Source organism: Rhizomicrobium sp. (assembly GCF_056722145.1).
In genome coordinates this window covers 1-17,548 of sequence record NZ_JBWZET010000168.1, presented here as the reverse complement: position 1 = coordinate 17,548, position 17,548 = coordinate 1, and the positions used below count along the sequence as shown (strand labels likewise).

General features: G+C 63.2%; 16 protein-coding genes and 1 pseudogene. 8 read left to right on the top strand and 9 right to left on the bottom strand.

Going from position 1 to position 17,548, the window contains the following annotated elements:
- The 6 genes and pseudogenes from AC1P6P_RS09070 to AC1P6P_RS09045 form a co-directional block, all read right to left on the bottom strand.
- Nucleotides 1-430: pseudogene (locus AC1P6P_RS09070) on the bottom strand (alpha/beta hydrolase family protein); the annotation flags it as partial.
- A gap of 1,262 nt (nucleotides 431-1,692) precedes the next feature.
- Complete coding sequence (locus tag AC1P6P_RS09065; RefSeq protein ID WP_481402118.1) at nucleotides 1,693-2,100, bottom strand: GFA family protein; 408 nt, start codon at nucleotides 2,098-2,100, stop codon at nucleotides 1,693-1,695.
- A 39-nt stretch (nucleotides 2,101-2,139) separates the two neighbouring features.
- Nucleotides 2,140-2,997: a hypothetical protein gene (locus tag AC1P6P_RS09060; protein ID WP_481402117.1), complete on the bottom strand. Its 858-nt coding sequence runs from the start codon at nucleotides 2,995-2,997 to the stop codon at nucleotides 2,140-2,142.
- 56 nt (nucleotides 2,998-3,053) lie between these two features.
- Complete coding sequence (locus tag AC1P6P_RS09055; RefSeq protein ID WP_481402116.1) at nucleotides 3,054-3,968, bottom strand: hypothetical protein; 915 nt, start codon at nucleotides 3,966-3,968, stop codon at nucleotides 3,054-3,056.
- 249 nt (nucleotides 3,969-4,217) lie between these two features.
- Nucleotides 4,218-4,634: a hypothetical protein gene (locus AC1P6P_RS09050; RefSeq protein ID WP_481402115.1), complete on the bottom strand. Its 417-nt coding sequence runs from the start codon at nucleotides 4,632-4,634 to the stop codon at nucleotides 4,218-4,220.
- 22 nt (nucleotides 4,635-4,656) lie between these two features.
- On the bottom strand, nucleotides 4,657-5,136 hold the full coding sequence (locus tag AC1P6P_RS09045) for an Lrp/AsnC family transcriptional regulator (protein WP_481402114.1): 480 nt from the start codon (nucleotides 5,134-5,136) through the stop codon (nucleotides 4,657-4,659).
- A gap of 244 nt (nucleotides 5,137-5,380) precedes the next feature.
- Between AC1P6P_RS09045 and trxB the strand changes: the two genes are divergently transcribed.
- The 7 genes from trxB to AC1P6P_RS09010 all read left to right on the top strand — a co-directional run bounded on the left by trxB (nucleotide 5,381) and on the right by AC1P6P_RS09010 (nucleotide 12,610).
- Entirely contained in the window at nucleotides 5,381-6,475 is a 1,095-nt protein-coding gene (trxB, locus tag AC1P6P_RS09040) for a thioredoxin-disulfide reductase (RefSeq protein ID WP_481402113.1), read from the top strand.
- 3 nt (nucleotides 6,476-6,478) lie between these two features.
- Nucleotides 6,479-7,375 carry a LysR family transcriptional regulator gene (locus AC1P6P_RS09035; protein ID WP_481402112.1) on the top strand — a complete coding sequence of 299 codons (897 nt, stop codon included), beginning with the start codon at nucleotides 6,479-6,481 and terminating at the stop codon, nucleotides 7,373-7,375.
- 193 nt (nucleotides 7,376-7,568) lie between these two features.
- On the top strand, nucleotides 7,569-7,985 hold the full coding sequence (locus AC1P6P_RS09030; RefSeq protein WP_481402111.1) for a hypothetical protein: 417 nt from the start codon (nucleotides 7,569-7,571) through the stop codon (nucleotides 7,983-7,985).
- A 513-nt stretch (nucleotides 7,986-8,498) separates the two neighbouring features.
- Complete coding sequence (locus tag AC1P6P_RS09025; RefSeq protein WP_481402110.1) at nucleotides 8,499-9,095, top strand: LemA family protein; 597 nt, start codon at nucleotides 8,499-8,501, stop codon at nucleotides 9,093-9,095.
- Nucleotides 9,096-9,149: 54 nt separating this feature from the next.
- A complete protein-coding gene (locus AC1P6P_RS09020; RefSeq protein WP_481402109.1) occupies nucleotides 9,150-9,908 on the top strand; it encodes a TPM domain-containing protein in 759 nt (252 codons plus the stop codon).
- Entirely contained in the window at nucleotides 9,908-10,483 is a 576-nt protein-coding gene (locus tag AC1P6P_RS09015; protein ID WP_481402108.1) for a TPM domain-containing protein, read from the top strand. The genes AC1P6P_RS09020 and AC1P6P_RS09015 overlap by 1 nt, the downstream gene beginning before the upstream one ends.
- A gap of 126 nt (nucleotides 10,484-10,609) precedes the next feature.
- Nucleotides 10,610-12,610, top strand: a complete 2,001-nt coding sequence (locus tag AC1P6P_RS09010) for a TonB-dependent receptor plug domain-containing protein (protein WP_481402107.1) — start codon at nucleotides 10,610-10,612, stop codon at nucleotides 12,608-12,610.
- An 81-nt stretch (nucleotides 12,611-12,691) separates the two neighbouring features.
- Here the strand turns inward: AC1P6P_RS09010 and AC1P6P_RS09005 are convergent, their stop codons facing one another.
- Nucleotides 12,692-14,746 carry an elongation factor G gene (locus AC1P6P_RS09005; protein ID WP_481402106.1) on the bottom strand — a complete coding sequence of 685 codons (2,055 nt, stop codon included), beginning with the start codon at nucleotides 14,744-14,746 and terminating at the stop codon, nucleotides 12,692-12,694.
- Between the two features lie 248 nt (nucleotides 14,747-14,994).
- Between AC1P6P_RS09005 and AC1P6P_RS09000 the strand changes: the two genes are divergently transcribed.
- A complete protein-coding gene (locus AC1P6P_RS09000; protein ID WP_481402105.1) occupies nucleotides 14,995-16,347 on the top strand; it encodes an MFS transporter in 1,353 nt (450 codons plus the stop codon).
- 29 nt (nucleotides 16,348-16,376) lie between these two features.
- On the opposite strand, the gene AC1P6P_RS08995 is transcribed toward AC1P6P_RS09000, so the two are convergent.
- Nucleotides 16,377-16,586 carry a hypothetical protein gene (locus tag AC1P6P_RS08995; RefSeq protein WP_481402104.1) on the bottom strand — a complete coding sequence of 70 codons (210 nt, stop codon included), beginning with the start codon at nucleotides 16,584-16,586 and terminating at the stop codon, nucleotides 16,377-16,379.
- Nucleotides 16,587-16,790: 204 nt separating this feature from the next.
- A partial coding sequence (locus AC1P6P_RS08990; RefSeq protein WP_481402103.1) for a pyridoxal phosphate-dependent aminotransferase occupies nucleotides 16,791-17,548 on the bottom strand: 758 nt, incomplete at its 5' end.

The following is a 17,548-nucleotide window of genomic DNA, read 5'->3' as shown; positions in this document are numbered from 1 at the left end:
GCCCCGCACGCATCACCACGACGGGATAACTCCGCCGACGCGGCGATAGCGGGGCGTCCGCGACGCTATGGGTTCGGACGCGTGCCAAATCCCGAGTCAAAAAATTTGTGAGCAGCACGCCGGAGTGATGTTCCAGCGCGCGGCGCCACGGAGTCGGCAAATAGTCGGCGGTTTTCTCGGAAGATGACTGGGGCACGGCCGGATACCATACCCAGGCAAATACTTCCCGCTTCGAATTGGGCCGTGGTGCCAGCAAAGCGGGCCGTTTGTCATCGCTCCAGACGAAGGTTGTGCGCCCAACGGCGAAAGAGCCTGTGGGCAAGGGCAACGACGTCTCCCTACCATGATCAAGCCACAATAATCCCAGCAAAACTACGGCCCCAACGGCAGCGCTCACGGCCAAACGGGTGCCCCACTTGATCAACCGCATGAGAACCTCCGATGTCCCAGACGGTCTCCGGGACTGGACGGAATTATGCACCGGGTGCTTTGCAACGCAAAGGGCAACTTCGGCGCATTTCGGACGTCCGCCCCCCACCCGAAATGCTGCGCATTTCGACCTCCCCGCAAGGGGGAGGTGAGGGTCTGTTTCTGGCGCACTCTGGACCAATTCCAAAAGGGGAGTTTGGGTGCGACTCCGGACCTCCGGGCTACTTCCGGCTGGCGCCAGAACTTGCCCTACCTGATCCAACCGCCGACTTGCGGCGGCTACTTAAAAGCGGACATTCGCACCGGATTTCTGCACCGGCTAACCAGTTGATTTTCGTGCGGCGGTCTCGTGGTGCGTAATTCTTGAATTTCGCACCACGTCGAATGTCCGGAATTGGTTGTTGCCAGTACCTCTTCCAGAGAGGCGCGAAGGGCGACTCTTGGCGCAAGACGGTCCAAGGGCGAAGGTCCGGAAACGGTCCCGAACTCGCCGTTGAGAGTTGGTCGCAAATGCGCCAACAGTCGCCGTTTGCGTTACAAAGTGCTGGCTGTAAAGCTCCGCCTTGTCGCGGCGCACGCCATTGCTCGCCATTCTCTGGCAGCGTGACTTTGGAGCATAATTGATTTCGAACCGAAGTTGATCGCAACGTTCAATTTGGGAACATGGGGGATGCGAATGAAGTGTTTTTATCATCCACAAGTGGATGCCGTAGGCACCTGCAAACACTGCTCCCGTGGAGTTTGTGCTGATTGCGCGGCTGAGCGCGAAGGGGGTCTTGCCTGTCGCAGCAGGCATGAAGCAGAAGTCGATGCGGTCTCCAACCTAGTCGCTCGAAGCCTCAAAGTGGCGAAGCCCAGATGGCCGCTCATGCTCATGACCCTTGTTTGGTGGGGCCTCGGTGGAGGGTTGGTTTACATAATCATCACGGCGCACAATCCTGCTTTACGGTTACTTCTTGGCCTTCTTGCGGCACTAGCGCTGGGGTACGCGATCACGCAAACGCGCTACTTACTAATTCGGATGCGGGCACGGTGAAGCCAATTTTACTACCGGCGCGGCACCGACGGCTACGACCACCTTTGGCGCATGTACGTCATAGCTCTCGCGGCGGGAATGTCTGAAACAGGGCGGAGAGTCGCCGTTCGGCGGCTATTGTGGCGCGGTGCCTCTGGCGAGCCCCCTTCGGCGCTGGCGCGCCACTTCCCCCACGGTCTAGGTGCCATCGGCGATCGCGCGTCGCCCGCGGGGGCAGAAAGAGGCGTTCACCCCCCGATGATGCGTGCCTCCCGCACATAACCGAACGGGCCGTGGCCGGGCCAGGCGCGGCCGTCGGGGTAGCGCAGTTCGAGGCCGGTAAGCTCCTTCTCGTCGGCGAGGCGCATATTGATGCCGAGCTGGACGTTGCCGAATTTGGCGATGGCGCTCGCGGTCAAAACGAAATGCGTCGTGGTCCCGCAATGCGGGCAGAACTGGATTTCCGCGGCCGGGTCGGCCTTGTCGGCGCGGCGGTATCCTGTCGTCGCGCCGGTGATGCGCACGTCGTCGGGGTGGAAATAGGCCCAATGCGCGCCCGTCTTGCTGCAGAGCGTGCAGTTGCATGCGTTGATGAAATCCGGGCGCTTGGCGAGTTCGAGGCGGACGCGGCCGCACAGGCAGGTGAGGGTCAGCATGCCCAACTCATAGCAAAACCGCGGCGCGCGCGACAGCGCTCACACGCATTGGAACAGGTCGAGCGCACCGTCGGCGCGGCGGCGCAGTGCGCATAGCCGTTCGCCGTTCTCGAATTCCACCGCGTAGATGCTGGCGCGCTTCGCGCTGTAGACCGGAGTGGATTGCTGATAGTCCCAGCCGACGATCGGCGTGTAGGCGCCGACATAGACCACCGCGGTCACCGGACCGAGCAGGCGCAGCGCTTCCGGCGTCGGCGGCAACAGCAGCTTTTCCTGCGCGTCCTGCGGCAGCGGAACGACGTTCGGATCGGACGAGATGATGTGAGGCGCGGCGACGGGCTCGCTGACGCGGCCGGTGGCCATCTGTTCGAACAAATGGCGCAGATAGGGCGCCTCGCCGCCGGCATCGGGCGTTTTCTCCGACAGCACCAGCTTGGTGAGCGTCATCGCCGTACGGTCCTCGCGATAGACCAAACCGCAGCGCATCCCAAGATGCCCGCTCATGGCGATGCCGGACTCGAGACGGCCGTAATAGGTCCAGCGGCAGCCGGGCACGCCGAACAGCACCGCCCACGACAGTTCCACGCGTCCCGAACCGGTCAGGCGCGCCCGCGGCTCGCGCTCGGCAAGCTCGAGGCAGTTGAGCACATAGTCGCCGGAGGTGCCGCCGATGCGGCAGTATTTTTCCGGCCCGATCGCGGTGAAATCGGCGACGACATCGCTGCCGTGCTCGGTCCACACCGAGCGGCGCGGATGCGGCGGGAACCGCCAGATGCCCGGCAAGGCGTTCTGCGATTCAATGGTCACGCTTTCGACGCCGCGCGACGGTTGCGCCTCGCTCTTCGGCACGATGAACGCCGCCAGCGCCGCTGCAGCCAATGCGACTCCGCGCTTCATGAGGCCCCCCTGATGCGAACGCGCACGCCATTCTAGCACAGGGGCGGGACGCCGCTCTACCGCCGCGCCTTCCTGTCCCGCAGCAGCTTGCGCAGGCGGTCGATGGCGGCGTGGTTGCGCGCCTGCAGGCTGTCCTTGGCGGCGGCGAAGCGCTCGTCGGCCAGCACGATCTCGAGGCCGCCGCCGGTGGTCGTCTTCAGCCGCAGGATGGTGCGCTTGCCGGTGGAAAGTGCCGACGGCAGATCGGCATGCAGCGGCTCGTAGCGCTCGCTTTCGTCGTCGGGCATGTGCTCCGACCATTGCTCATAGAGCGCGGCGTCGTCGGCTTCGGTCGGCAGGGTCTGGCGTTCGATCTGCAGGCTGACGATGTCCTGCCAGAAATACTCGTCGAGGGTTTCGTTGAGCACCGTGCCGGAGAGCAGGTCGAGGTCGCACTGATAGGCGAGCAGATGGTCCTTGGTGAAATGCAGCACCGTGAGGCAGGGCGGGGTGAAGCGGGTGATGCCGTCCTCGCCGACCTTGACCTTGAAGCGCCAGCGCTTCTTCAAGCTGCCGTCGTCGTGGCTGAAACGGACTTCGAGATTCTTGAAGCGCGGCAGGCCGGCGAACACGATCGGATTTTTGGGATTCATCAGGTCGGAGGACGCCAGCACCGCGTCCTCTCTGATCCGCTCGACCGCGCGCTCGAAATCCGCATCGCGCCAGATGTCGATGTCATCGTCGTCGGCGCGGTTGGCCCGCTCGCTGAACGACACCCAGGCGATGGCGAACGCAACCACCGACAGGATCGCCGCCGCGATGGTGGCGTAGAACGACACCAGGTACAGCGTCAGCACCACCATCAGGATCAGGCTGGCGGCGCCGACGGCGGCAAGCAGCCATGGCTTCGGGCCTTTGTCCGGCTCGAAATAACGCCGGATCCGCGCCCGTTTTTTCTGTTCGCCACTCACCACCGGGCCAAACCAGCCCATCGCCCCCTCCGCACATCCCGACGCATGGTGATACCACACTCGGACGCCAAATTAAGTCTGTCATCCCCGGCTGAGCGCTTCGACGCTGGCGGAGAAGAGCGAAGGGAAGGGGACCCAGGTGGTGCAGTCGCATTGGTGCGCGCCGATTTGCAGGCTGTGCAAATCTTTCAGAGTCGGCCGTGGGAATGCACCTGGGTCCCCTTCCCTTCGCGGCGCTGCGCTGGCTCAGCCGGGGATGACAGCGGGGGTTTACGGCACCGCGTCGCATTTGCCGGCCCCGCGGACATAGACGCGGGCGGCGTGGAAGGCGTCGTCGTCGTCGATGCCGTCGGCGGTTTCGGTCAGCACGGTGCCGTCGTCCGACAGCGTGACCATCGTCGTGGCGTGCAGGCGGCCGAGCGACACCATCACATAACGATGCTCGTCGACGCGGCTGAAGGCGAGGCTGCCGATGCCGTCACTATGTTCGCCGCCGTCGAAGGCGAACACGCCGTCGCGCCGCTCGAACTTGCCGCTCGCGGTGACGCGCGTTGCCACGAAATGGAATTTGCCGCTGCCGAGGTCTTCCAGCGTCGTCACCGCGCACACCTCGCGCCCGCTGGAGCGCGCCGGATCGAGCGTGAAGGTGCCGAACACCGCATCGGCGGCAGCGGCCGGAGCCGCCAACGCCAATACCGCAATGAGCAGGCTAAAGCTTGGCCTCGATCGGCACGCCCGGCTGGTTCTTGGAGGCGTGGATCGACAGGGCCGTCTTGACGCTCGCGACATTTTTTTCCGCCGTCAGCACTTCGGTGATGAAGCTCTGGAAGCTCGACAAATCCTTCGCCACGATCTTGAGGATGAAATCGACTTCGCCCGACAGCATGTAGCACTCGCGCACGTTCGGCCACGATCGCACATGTTCTTCGAACTGCTTGAGGTCCTGGTCGTGCTGGCTGTTGAGGCCGACGAAGGCAAAGCCGGTCACCTCGAACCCGAGCGACTTGGGGTCGAGATCGGCGTGATAGCCCTGAATGTAACCGGCCTTCTCCAACGCGCGCATGCGGCGCAGGCACGGCGGCGCCGTGATCTTGGCGCGGCGGGAGAGTTCGACATTGGTGATGCGACCGTCAGCCTGAAGTTCGGCCAGGATCTTGAGGTCGATGGAATCGAGCTTGTGGTGCTCCAAGGGGCTTCCCCGAAATATTCTGTCTCGCCGCATTTGTACTCCGGGAACCGGGCCGGGCGCAATAATATGTCTAGAAACGCCTCGCCGCAGGCAAACCCTGGTCCAGCGCGAGGTCCGGCCGGCACAGGAATGTGTTCCCTGCAAACGCCCCGCAGTTGCCCTGGCTTGACCTTTTTCCAGTCAGTCCCGATATCACAGCGGGGTGGTCGGAACTTCTGAGTCCGGCCTTCATGAGGCGTCGTCTATGCATTCCAAAGTCATCATCCTGGGCAGCGGCCCGGCCGGCTGCACCGCCGCCATTTACGCGGCGCGCGCCATGCTGGAGCCGATCGTTATCGCGGGGCTGCAGCCCGGCGGCCAGCTCACCATCACCACCGAAATCGAGAATTTCCCCGGCTTCGCCGACCCCATCCAGGGGCCCTGGCTGATGCAGCAGATGGAAGAACAGGCGAAAAACCTGGGGACAAAATTCGTCACCGACGTGATTACCGCGGTCGATCTGTCGAAGCGCCCCTTCACCATTACCGGTGACAGCGGTGAGACCTACACCGCCGATACCCTGATCATCGCCACCGGCGCCCAGGCGAACTGGCTGGGCCTGCCGTCGGAAATGCATTTCCAGGGCTCGGGCGTGTCGGCTTGCGCCACCTGCGATGGCTTCTTCTACCGCGGCAAGAAAGTTGCGGTGGTCGGCGGCGGCAATACCGCGGCCGAGGAGGCGCTGTTCCTCACCAACTTCGCCGACGCGGTGACGCTGGTTCATCGCCGCGATGCTTTGCGCTGCGACAAGACCAACATGACGCGCCTCGCTGCCCACCCCAAGATCAAGATCGCCTATGGCTGCGAAGTCGCCGAGGTCATCGGCAGCGACAATCCCAAAGGTGTCACCGGCGTCATTCTCGCCGACTGCGCGACCGGGACCAGACAAACCCTCGATGTCGATGGCGTGTTCATCGCTATCGGCCACTCGCCCGCCACCGCCTTGTTCAAAGGTCAGGTGAAGATGGACGAATTCGGCTATATCAAGACGGCGTCCGATTCCACGGCAACCGACGTGGCGGGCGTGTTCGCGGCGGGCGATGTGAAAGACCACACCTTCCGTCAGGCGGTCACGGCGGCGGGGATGGGGTGCATGGCGGCGCTGGAAGCCGAACGGTTCCTCGCCGGTGGGCATCACCCGGCGGTGGCCGCGAAGCCGACGATAAAGAAACGGACCAAGACGCCGACCAAGAAGACCAAGCCGGCGAAGAAAAAGGCGAAGACGGCCACAACGAAAAAATCCAAACCGTCGAAGGCGACCTCGAAGAAGTCGAACACGCGGTCCAAGTCAAAGAGGTAAGGCATGGATTGGGACAAGCTGCGCATCTTCCACGCGGTCGCGTCCGCCGGAAGTTTCACCCATGCCGGTCAGATGCTGACCTTGAGCCAGTCGGCGGTCAGCCGCCAGATCAGTGCGCTCGAGGAAGAGATCAACACGCCGCTGTTCCAGCGCCACGCCCGCGGCCTCACCCTCACCGACGAAGGCGAGATGCTGTACGCCGCCGTCAGTGACGTGCTGGCGCGCCTCGCCCAGGCCGAAGAGGCCCTCAAGAACGTCCACGATGCGCCGCGCGGCTCGCTGAAAGTGACGTCCACCCACGGCATCGGCTCGTATTGGCTGGTGCCGCGGCTCGCCAACCTCATCAAGGAATGTCCCGAGCTCGAATTGCATCTGGTGCTCGAGGATCGCGAGCTCGACTTGTCGCAGCGCGAGGCCGACGTCGCCATCCGCATGCGCGCCCCGGTGCAGGCCGACCTGATCCAGCGCAAGCTGTTCACGGTCCACTATCACGTCTACGCCGCGCAGGCCTATCTCGATGCCAACGGCACGCCCGAGCGCTGCGAAGAGCTGGTTGACCACACCGTCATTTCCTACGGCGAAACCGCGCCGGCGGAAGTGCGCGAGATCAATTGGCTGGTCGATAGCTGCAAGCGCACCAGCCGCACCGCCGGCAAGGGGCGGATCATCCGGGTCAACAATGTGACGGGCGTCGTCAACGCGGCGCTGGCGGGCATTGGGATCGTGTCGATACCCGACTACGTCGCTATACAATATCCGCAGCTTATTCGCATTCTGCCCGAGGTTCCCGGGCCGACCTTCGACGTGCATTTGGTCTATGCGGATTCCTTGCGCCAATCCAAGCGGGTAGCGGCGTTCCGCGATTTCCTCGTGCGCGAAGCCAAGGACTGGCATTACTAAGTATTGAGCTTCTGCTCTAAGTGTCTGGCGTTCGGCATCATTGCAATGCTTACTGAACAGTCAATTACATGGCTGTAATATTATTTGCATTAATCTATTAGAGAGGCCGAGGGTCTATTATTGAATTATCATTTCGGCGGAGCTGCAAACGCTCAAAGAAAGAAAAATTGCTTGGTGTGACTGGATTGCCGGCATGATGATTGGCCTCATGCCGCTACTTGCCCATTTTGTCCTTTGGATAGCGGCAAAGGAGCAAAAGGGTTGGACCGATAATTGGGCGCCCGATCTCTTATTCATTACCATTAGCAATTCAGGCTTGGTGGCTGTGTCGGTTTTCACCCGGTTGCTTACGGGCTCGTATACGCTTGCAAACCTTTCACCGGGTCAGCGCGTGGTATGGGGGCTTACACTTGCTTCGTTCGCTCTGGCATCCATGCTCTACGGTGCTGACGTGACTGGCATGGGAAATGATCATGCTTGGCTTACCGCTTTGGTTCTTATGATATTTTCGGCAATCTGTTCGTTAAACTTCGAACTCACATTGGCTGGAATCAGGAATAATTCCGTCCCCTCCGTCGTTGGGGGTGGAAATTTCGAAATCAATGATTAGTCTATGTACACGCTTTGCGGTAAAAGGAGGACAAAATGGCAGGCTTTTTGAGTATTGCCGCCATTTTCGTAGCGGTCTTAGGCGCGATCGTTTCGACGGTAGTGAAAAGGTACGGCCTTTAAATCGATCGGAATATCGGCCGTCGCTCCACTCACCCGCTGATTTTTCTTCACAAAATGACCGAATGTGTTTTGCGTTCGGATCGGGCAGAGAACTGCTTGTCGAGCTATACTAGGCTGTGAACTGTCACTCGGCACGGATTGATCCATACTCCTTGAAATCGCCGGGATCGCACCTATCTAGAGATCACGGCGCTGTCCTTCCCCCCAAGGCGCGCCGCCGGCGGACCCCCGCCGCGAAGAGCTGGCGGCCCCCCCGCCGTCCAGCTCTGCTCGCGCCCCCAACCACCGCGAGCGATCCCACGCAATTGCCGGAGCGCCCCCCGCTCCGGCAATTTTTTTGTATTAATGGGAGCCCTTCGATTCGACGAAGGGCGAATTGGGAGAGTGGCCGATGTCGTTTTGGAAGAATTTTACCCGCCTCGCCGTGGTTGCTGCGCTGGGCGTGGGACTTGCCGGCTGCGGCATCAACAAGATTCCGGCTCAGGACGAAAAGGTGAAGGCGGCCTGGGGCGAGGTGCAGAACCAGTATCAGCGCCGCGCCGATCTGGTGCCGAACCTCGTCAACACCGTGAAGGGCTACGCCAAGCAGGAGCAGACCGTCCTGACCGCGGTGATCGAAGCGCGCGCCAAGGCGACCCAGACCGTACTGCCGGAAAAGCTCGCCACCGATCCGAACGCGCTGCGCCAGTTCGAAGCCAACCAGGCGGGCCTGTCCAATGCGCTCGGCCGACTGTTGGTGGTCACCGAGAATTATCCCGAGCTGAAGTCCAACCAGAACTTCATCGCGCTGCAGGCGCAGCTCGAAGGCACCGAGAACCGCATCTCGGTGGCGCGGCGCGACTACATCCAGGAAGTGCAGGCGTTCAACACCATGCTGCGCACCATCCCGGAACGCTGGACCGCCTCGATCTTCTATCCGGAACTGAAGCCCTATCCGGCGTTCCAGACCAATGAGAAGAACCAGTCGGCGCCGACGGTATCGTTCTAACCCACCTTGCCGTGGCCGGGCTTGTCCCGGCCGCGACCAACCGGGAGTGGGGTCATGCCCAGACTATTCCGCAACGTCGCGGCCTTCGTCGTCGTCGCCTTGTTCGCCGTTGTGGCGACAACGGGCGCCCAGGCCGCACTCAATTTCCCGCCGCTCAGCGGCCGGGTGGTCGATGAAGCCGGCATCCTCGGCGCGCCGGCCAAGGAAAAACTCACCGCCTATCTTGCGGAGCACGAGCAGCAGACCGGCAATCAGGTGGTGGTCGTCACCCTGAAGGACCTCGGCGGCACCGACATCGCCGATTACGGTTATCAGCTCGGGCGCGCCTGGGGCATCGGCCAGAAGGCCAAGAACAACGGCGCCCTCATCATCATCGCGCCCAATCAGCACCAGACCCGCATCGAAGTCGGCTATGGCCTCGAAGGCGATCTCACCGATGCCCAGTCAAAGCTGATCATCGAAAACGTGATGCTGCCGGCCTTTCGCGCCGGCGATTACGACAAGGGCATCATCAACGGCACCGTCAATGTGCTGAGGACCCTCGGCGGCAATCCGACCGGTGCCGAATCCATTCCGACGCCCAAACGGCACCACGACAGCGGCTCGCCGTTCGGCGGCATTCCGTTCCTCCTGATCATCGTTTTCCTGGTCGTGTTCGGACGCCATCTGTGGCCGCTGTTTTTGCTCGGCGGGCTTGGCGGCGGACGTGGCGGCTGGGGCGGCGGTGGCGGTTGGGGCGGCGGCAGCGGCGGCGGTGGATTCTCCGGCGGCGGCGGCTCGTTCGGTGGCGGCGGATCTTCGGGGAGCTGGTGATGGTCAAATTGACAGAGGCGCAACGCGCAACCCTGAAGCTGGCGCTCGACGCCGCCGAGAAGCGCACCTCGGCCCGCATCGCGGTGACCACGGTGCCGATCAGCGACAAGTACAAACTCTATCCGATGGTGTTCGGCGGCCTTGTCGGCATGGCGGTGTTGGCGGTGCTGGCGGTGGCGTGGCCGCATATCGAGCTGCGCCAAGCGTTCCTCATCACCGTGATCGCCGCGGGCGTCGGCACCTTCCTGCTCGACTTCTGGCCGCTGCGCCTCGCGGTGGTGCCGCGCCATGCCAAGCTGTGGGAATGCTGGGAGCTGGCGCACCGCGCTTTCGCCTCGCGCATTCTCGCCCAGAACGACCGCAAGACCGGGATTCTCGTCTTCGTTTCGCTCGGCGAGCGCTATGTGGAAGTGGTGACCGACCGCGACGTCGATCGCCACATCGCGCAAAGCGTGTGGGACGCGATCATCAAGGCGTTCCTCGCCGAAGCCAAACAAGGCCGCGTCGGCGACGGGCTGCCGAAGATGGTGGAAGCCTGCGCCGGCGTCCTCGAACAGCACTATCCGCCGGCGTAACTGCGCGCTGCCGCCGCACTAGTTTGCACCGCGCCAGCATGCGCATGCGGGGCATGCGAAACCGGATTCTTGCCGTACTAGGAAGCGCTCGCGATTTTAGGGGCGTGAGTTTTTGCGGGGTTTCGGATGCGTATCGGGGTTGCGGCGGCGTTGGCGGCGGTGTTGTTGGGTAGTACGGCGTACGCCGACGATCAGAGCGGCACGCTGCAATATCCCGCCAGCTATTTTGAAGCCGCCCGGCCGCAGACCGCCTACGACATGGTTTCGCGCCTGCCCGGTTTCGTGTTCGACAGCGGCCAGTCGGCGCGCGGCTTCGCCGGTACGGCGGGCAATGTGCTGATCGACGGCCAGCGTCCGACCTCCAAGACCGATGATCTGGGATCGATCCTGTCGCGCATCCCGGCCGGCGATGTCGAGCGCATCGATATCATCCGCGGCGGTGCCCAGGGCATCGACATGCATGGCCAGTCGGTGGTCGCCAACGTCGTGCGCAAGACCGCCGACTCCACCCAGATCGTGATGGATATCGACAGCCATTTCTGGCCCGACGGCCACATCATTCCGGAAGCGACGGTGCAGTTCACCCGCCACGCCGGCGAGTCCACCTACCAGATATCGGCATTGGAATTCGGCAACTACGACGACTCGGTCGGCACCGGCTTCTACGACATCACCAATACGGCGAGCGGTGCGGTGCAGCATTACGACATGCACAAGAAGGCGATGGCGCTCGGCTGGGGGCTCAACGGCGCGGCCACCGTTCCGCTGTGGGGCGGCCAGTTCAATGCCAACGCCACCTATCGCGATTCCCCGTTCGGCTCGCGCCTTTCCTTTTTCGCGCCCGGCAACGATTGGGCGATCACCAACGGCAGCGGTTCCAAAAAGGGCGAAGTCGGGCTGCATTGGATCGGTCCGGTCGGCGGGCTCGAACTCGAGACGCTGGTGCTGCAACGCTTCGGCCGCTCCACCAACCTTCAGGATTCCAGCGCCATCGGCGACCACGAGGTGTTCTGGTATCGCGACCGCACGGGCGAAAGCATCGCCCGCGCCACGCTGCGCTGGCGTCCGTCGGCCGATCTCACCGTGGAGGGCGGCAGCGAAGGCGCCTACAATCTGCTCGACGGGCAATCCACCTACACGGTGAACGGCACCGGCGTGCCGCTGCCCTCGGCCAATGCCAGCGTCAACGAAAAGCGCGGCGAGGTGTTCGGTCAGGTGATGTGGACGATCACGCCGCAGTGGAAGCTCGAAGCCGGCGCGCGGGCGGAATATTCGGTGATCTCCGAAACCGGCGACAGCTCGAACAGCCGCACCTTCTTCTATCCCAAGCCGCGGGTGCTGGTGACCTGGAGCCCGCTCAAGGACACCCAGGTGCGCCTGCGCTATGAGCGCGTGCTCGGTCAGCTCGATTTTTCCAATTTCGTGGCATCGTCGAGCCTGGGGTCGACCGGCGTCGCGGCCGGCAATCCCGATCTCGCCCCCGACCGGCACTCGCAATACGAAATCTCGGCCGAGCAGCATTTCTGGGACAAGGGTGCCGTCGTCCTGACGCTGACGCACGACGATGTTTCCGGCGTGATGGACTACATCCCGGTGATGGGGTCTTCGGGTCTGTTCGATGCGCCGGGCAACATCGGTGGCGGCCACAAGAACATCATCGATCTCGAAGTGACGTTGCCGCTCGACCGCTTGGGGCTGGCCAACGGCTTGCTGAAGGCGACGCAAATCTGGCGTCTGACCGGCGTGCGCGATCCGGCGACCGGCGACATCCGCGCCATTTCCGGCACCCGGCCGCGCGTTTTCCAGTACACCCTGACCCAGGACATCGACAGTTTGAAGTCGACCTGGGGCGTGTTCCTGTTTACCGGCTGGGACGAGCAATACTTCCGCCCGACCCAGTTCGAGCACACCAAGGTGATCCCGCCCTATGTCGAGCTCAACTGGGATTACAAGCCGACCGCGGAATGGATGTTCTCGGTCGCGGTCAAGAACGCGATTCCCTTCGGCTTCGAGGACACCAACGTCACCTACCCCGGTTTGCGCGGCGCCACCGATCCCGAGCAGATGGCCCTGTACAAGATCAAATCGCAGGCCCGCCTCTATTTCGAAATCCGCCGCACGCTGTAGGCGTGGTTCGGTGTTAGGACTACAAACAAATAGCGGGCAGGTTTCCCCGCCCGCTATCGCTATACACGCATTTCGGCCGGCTTAGCCCGCCTTGGCGTCTTCCTTGGCCTTCTTGCGGTCGGCGACGATGGTGTCGGCGATCTTGCCGGAGATTTCGGCGAGGTGATCGAACGCCATCTCGAAGGTGCCGACGCCTTGGGTCAGCGACCTCAGTTCGATGATGAGGTTGCCGATTTCGTTCTGCGGCATCTCGGCTTCGACCGTGTCCCAGCCGTTCCAGCCCGGGCGGGCGTCGTAGCCGAGGAGCTGGCCGCGCCGTCCCGACACCACCGCGTTGATTTTCGAGGTCGTGTCGTTGGGCACATGGATGCGCACCTTGACGATCGGCTCCAGCAGCACCGGAGCGCACTGGGGCATGCCTTCCTGCATGCCGATGCGCGCCGCGGTCTGGAACGCCGCGTCGGACGAATCCACCGTATGGAACGAGCCGTCGTTCAGCGTCACCGACAGATCGACCACCGGAAAGCCGAGCGGGCCTTCGTCGAGATAGGCGACGACGCCCTTTTCGACCGAGGGGATGAACTGCTTCGGCACCACGCCGCCGACGATGTCGTCGATGAAGGCGAAGCCGGCGCCGCGCGGCTGCGGCTTGATCTCCAAGACGCAATCGCCGAACTGGCCGTGACCGCCCGACTGCCTCTTGTGCCGCCCGCGCACCGTCACCGGCTTGCGGATGGTTTCCTTGTACGGCACCGACGCCGGCTTGGTGTTGAGCTTGAGGCCATAGCGGCTCATCAGCTTGTCCACCGCCACGCGCAGATGGATTTCGCCCTGGCCCGACAGCGTCATCTCGTGCAGCTCGGGATCCTGCGCGAACCTGAGCGAGGGGTCTTCCTCGATCAGCTTGCCGAGGGCGGCGGTGAGCTTGACTTCGTCGGCGCGATTGGCGGCCTGAATCGCCAGCTTGTAGACCGGCGTCAGCACCTCCACGGCAGCCTTCTTCGGCGGCGCTTTGGCGGTGGAGAGCGTCGCGCCGGTGGCGATGCCTTCCAGACGCGCCAGCGCGACCGTCTCGCCGGCCTTGGCTTCGCCGACCTTGGTGGTGTTGGGACCGACGACCTGCGAAATGCCGCCGACGCGGGTTTCCTCGCCATCGGTCGTCTTCAACACGGCGCCGTCCTTCAAGGTGCCCTGCATCACGCGCGCGATGGAGAGCTTGCCGCCGCGCTCGGAATAGACCGTCTTGAGGACCTGAACGGTGGTATCGGAGCCTTCCGGAATGCCGAGCCGTTTGGCCGCGACGGAGACATCGGGGCTGTCGTGGCGCAGCGCCTTCATCAGCCGCGTGATGCCTTGATTGCGCTCGGCCGAGCCGATGAACACCGGCACCACGAGGGCATCGGAGAACTCGCGCTGCAGATCGCCGAACACCTCTTCGCGCGCCGGTTCCTCGTCGGAGAGCAGCTCCTCCATCAGGCGCTCGTCGTAATCGGCGAGCTTCTCCAGCATGGTGTAGCGGGCGAGCTTTTCCTCGTCGGGATCGGCGATGTCGACCTGCTCGGAGTGGTTGCCGTCGCGATAGGCGAAAGCGCGCTCGAGCGCGAGGTCGATGAAGCCGGTGACCTGCTCGTTCTGCCAGATCGGAATCTGGCGCAGCAGCAGCGGGGTGTCGCTGGCTTCCTGAAGCGCGGCAAGGATGTCGGTGAGGGTGCCGGTGGCCTTGTCGATCTTGTTGACGAACATCATGTGCGGGATCTTCAGGTCCGCCAGCCGCTTCATATACGGCTTCAGCATCTGGACCTTGGCCGGTTCGGGCTCGATCACCACGACGGCGGCGTCGATGCCGGGAAGCGTGAACAGGCTGTCCTGCAGAAATTCGATGGAACCCGGACAATCGAGGAAGGTGATACTCTGGTCGATGAACGTCGTGGTGGCGCAGTTGATCTCGACGCTCATCTGGCGCGCGCGCGCTTCGGGGGTTGCATCACCCACCGTGTTGTTCTGGGAGACCGCGCCTTTGCGGTTGACGGTACCGTTGGCGAACAAAGCAGCTTCGAGCAGCGTGGTCTTGCCGGAGCCGTATGGTCCTACCAGGGCCACGGTTCGTGGCCCTCTTCCTCCATTTGCACTCGACATTATTGGCCTCCTTCGGGCCCCAGGTGATTTGGGGTCCGGGGGGGCGCGGCGGGCGCTGGTCCCGGTGACTGGGCCGCGTCACGCGCCCCGTTTTTGGTAAAGGGAGCCTCGCGCCGAATCCCCCGGTTTGGCAAGGGGTTCGCGGGCGGGGTAATCCCGTCACCTTTGCCGCAGCCTTAAAATTCGGTAGCCTTCTATATTGTCCGCCCGTCCGCGTTCCCTGCGGATGCCAACGCTTGAGGTCAGCCGTGCCCGAACGTGTTACGCCGGAACGCTCCACCCATCCGGTGCTCTTTTTGTTGATGTTCGTGCCGATGGGCATTTCGAACGGTTATGTCGTGGTGACGCTGGCCTACTTGTTGGCCGCGGCGGGCGTTTCGATCGATGCCATCGCGGTCCTGGGCGTGTGGTCGCTGGTGCCCCAGATGTTCAAGGTGATCGGCGGACCGTTGGTCGACGCCACCCTGACCAACAAGGTGTGGTACCTCGTATCGTCGGTACTGACGGGCGTTCTGATCGCCGGTACGGCGCTGGTTCCGGCCTCGGGTTCCAACCTGACGCTGATCACGGCCCTGGTGTTCCTCATCAGCGTCGTTTCGGCGTTCTCGGCTCTGGCGGCGGATTCGATCATGGCCCATGCCACCAAGCCCGAGGAAAAGGGCCGCGCCGGCGGCTGGAGCCAGGCGGGCAATCTCGGCGGCTCGGCGGTCGGCGGCGGACTCGGCTTGTGGCTGTCGCAGAACCTGACGCCGCAAGGCAATCAGGCCGCCGGGCACTGGCTGGCGCAACACACCGGACTCAACTGGTTTGCCGAGGCCGGGCTGTGGCTCGGCCAGCACATTTCGGCGGCGATGTTCTCGGGCTGCGGCGTCGGGCTGTTGTGCGTCGTGAGCGTGATCGCGCTGCGCTGGGTGCATGAACCGCCGGCGGAGAATCGCGGCATCGGTTTCGGCCAGAGCCTCGTCAAGGTGGGCAAGGATCTGGTCAGCCTGATCACGTCGCGCCGGGGACTGGTGGCATTCGTGGCGATGTGCCTGCCGATCAGCGTTGGTGCCATGACCCAGCTGTGGAGTGCGGTCGCGGCCGACTGGCACGCTTCGGCCAACTGGGTGGTGCTGATCAACGGGCTGCTGGGCGGCGTCATCACCATGGTCGGCTGCATCGTCGGTGGCTGGATGTGCGACCGCATGAACCGCATGGTCGCCTTCAACGTGTTCAGCCTCGTCACGGTGGTGCTGGTGCTCGGAATGATCGCGGCGCCGCGCACCGAGCTGACCTATATCATCTTCGTCGGCCTCTACATGCTGATCACCGGCTTCTGCTACGCCGCGTTCGGGGCGGTGGTGCTGGAGGCGATCGGCAAGGGCGCGGCGGCGACCAAATACAATCTGCTCGCCGGCATCGCCAACTTCCCGATCATGTATCTGTCCTGGCTCGACGGCAAAGCGCACGTCTGGTCGGTGCCGCATTGGCTGCCGGTCGACGGCACCACGATGATGCTGCTGACCGAAGCCTTCGTGCCGGTGGTCGGCACGCTGGTACTGGCCGGCTTCATCGTCGCGACGCGGCCGTACTTGAAAGGCAAGCCCGAGACCGCCTGAGTAGATTTTGCCGTGAAGATTTTGCCGCCTCAGGCCGCTTCGAGCCCGGGTGAGGCGGCAAATTCGTCGCCGATGGCGCCTTCCGCCAAAAGGTCGGAGAAAGCGGCGATTTCTTCAAGTTCCATCGCCGTCGCCAGCATCTTGCGGCGATACGAGGAAACCTCGGTTTCATTGGCCCGGGCCCGGAAATTCTGGGCCATCTGGCGGACTTTGGCGGCCGAAGCGGCGCGGTAATTCATGGGCTGGTGCCCCAAGCATCAGGTTGCTGGGCAAACCCAATGCAAGGGCAGGGCCGGTTTTGGCCGTTGCCGCGCCAAGCCTGTGACTTCTTTTCAGCCGCGCAGCCCGTTGTTCTTCATTAATCGTCTTTCCTCCCCCGCTATATCTCCGCCGGTTCGGCGCTGAGATTTTGACTGCGCGGGGGAGGAAAGATACTCCGTCGGTTACTTCAGCCCCGCCGTGAAGCGCTGCAGGCGGCGGCAGGCTTCTTCCAGCAGGCTGGTCGAGGTGGCGTAGGAGATGCGGAAGAACGGCGACAGGCCGAACGCCGCCCCATGCACCACCGCGACGCCCTCGGCTTGCAGCAGCTCGCCGGCGAAGTCCTCGTCGGTCCGGATCACCTTGCCCGACGGTGCCGTCTTGCCGATCAGGCTGCGCAGCGACGGATAGACGTAGAACGCACCTTCCGGCGTCGGGCATTCGATGCCGGTCGCCTGGTTCAGCATCGACACCACGAGGTCGCGGCGCTCTTCGAAGATCTTCTTGCGCTCGGGGATGAAGTCCTGCGGCCCGTTGAGGGCTTCGACGCTCGCCCATTGCGAAATGGAAGTGGCGTGGCTGACCGACTGGCTCTGCAGCTTGGCCATCGCCTTCACCAGCGGTTCGGCGCAGCCGCAGAAACCGACGCGCCAACCGGTCATGGCATAGGCCTTCGATACGCCGTTCATGGTCAGCGTGCGCTCATAGAGATTGGGCTCCACCGCCGCGATGGTGGTGAATTTGAAATCGCCATAGACGAGGTGCTCGTAGATGTCGTCCGACAGCACCCACACCTGCGGGTGCTTGAGCAGCACTTGTGCGAGCGCCTTGAGCTGGTCGGCGCTGTAGCACGCTCCGGTCGGATTGGACGGCTGGTTCAGGATCAGCCACTTGGTCTTCGGGGTGATGGCGGCGTCGAGTTGTTCCGGGGTCAGGCGGAAGC

Excerpts from the sequence above, each read along its gene's own strand:
- AC1P6P_RS09020 (WP_481402109.1), top strand. The coding sequence starts at position 9,150 with ATGCCCAGACTATTCCGCAACGTCGCGGCCTTCGTCGTCGTCGCCTTG.
- AC1P6P_RS09010 (WP_481402107.1), top strand. The coding sequence starts at position 10,610 with ATGCGTATCGGGGTTGCGGCGGCGTTGGCGGCGGTGTTGTTGGGTAGT.
- AC1P6P_RS09030 (WP_481402111.1), top strand. The coding sequence starts at position 7,569 with ATGATGATTGGCCTCATGCCGCTACTTGCCCATTTTGTCCTTTGGATA.
- AC1P6P_RS09035 (WP_481402112.1), top strand. The coding sequence starts at position 6,479 with ATGGATTGGGACAAGCTGCGCATCTTCCACGCGGTCGCGTCCGCCGGA.
- AC1P6P_RS09025 (WP_481402110.1), top strand. The coding sequence starts at position 8,499 with ATGTCGTTTTGGAAGAATTTTACCCGCCTCGCCGTGGTTGCTGCGCTG.
- AC1P6P_RS09060 (WP_481402117.1), bottom strand. The coding sequence starts at position 2,997 with ATGAAGCGCGGAGTCGCATTGGCTGCAGCGGCGCTGGCGGCGTTCATC.
- AC1P6P_RS08995 (WP_481402104.1), bottom strand. The coding sequence starts at position 16,586 with ATGAATTACCGCGCCGCTTCGGCCGCCAAAGTCCGCCAGATGGCCCAG.
- AC1P6P_RS09065 (WP_481402118.1), bottom strand. The coding sequence starts at position 2,100 with ATGCTGACCCTCACCTGCCTGTGCGGCCGCGTCCGCCTCGAACTCGCC.
- AC1P6P_RS09055 (WP_481402116.1), bottom strand. The coding sequence starts at position 3,968 with ATGGGCTGGTTTGGCCCGGTGGTGAGTGGCGAACAGAAAAAACGGGCG.
- AC1P6P_RS09005 (WP_481402106.1), bottom strand. The coding sequence starts at position 14,746 with ATGTCGAGTGCAAATGGAGGAAGAGGGCCACGAACCGTGGCCCTGGTA.
- AC1P6P_RS09015 (WP_481402108.1), top strand. The coding sequence starts at position 9,908 with ATGGTCAAATTGACAGAGGCGCAACGCGCAACCCTGAAGCTGGCGCTC.
- trxB (WP_481402113.1), top strand. The coding sequence starts at position 5,381 with ATGCATTCCAAAGTCATCATCCTGGGCAGCGGCCCGGCCGGCTGCACC.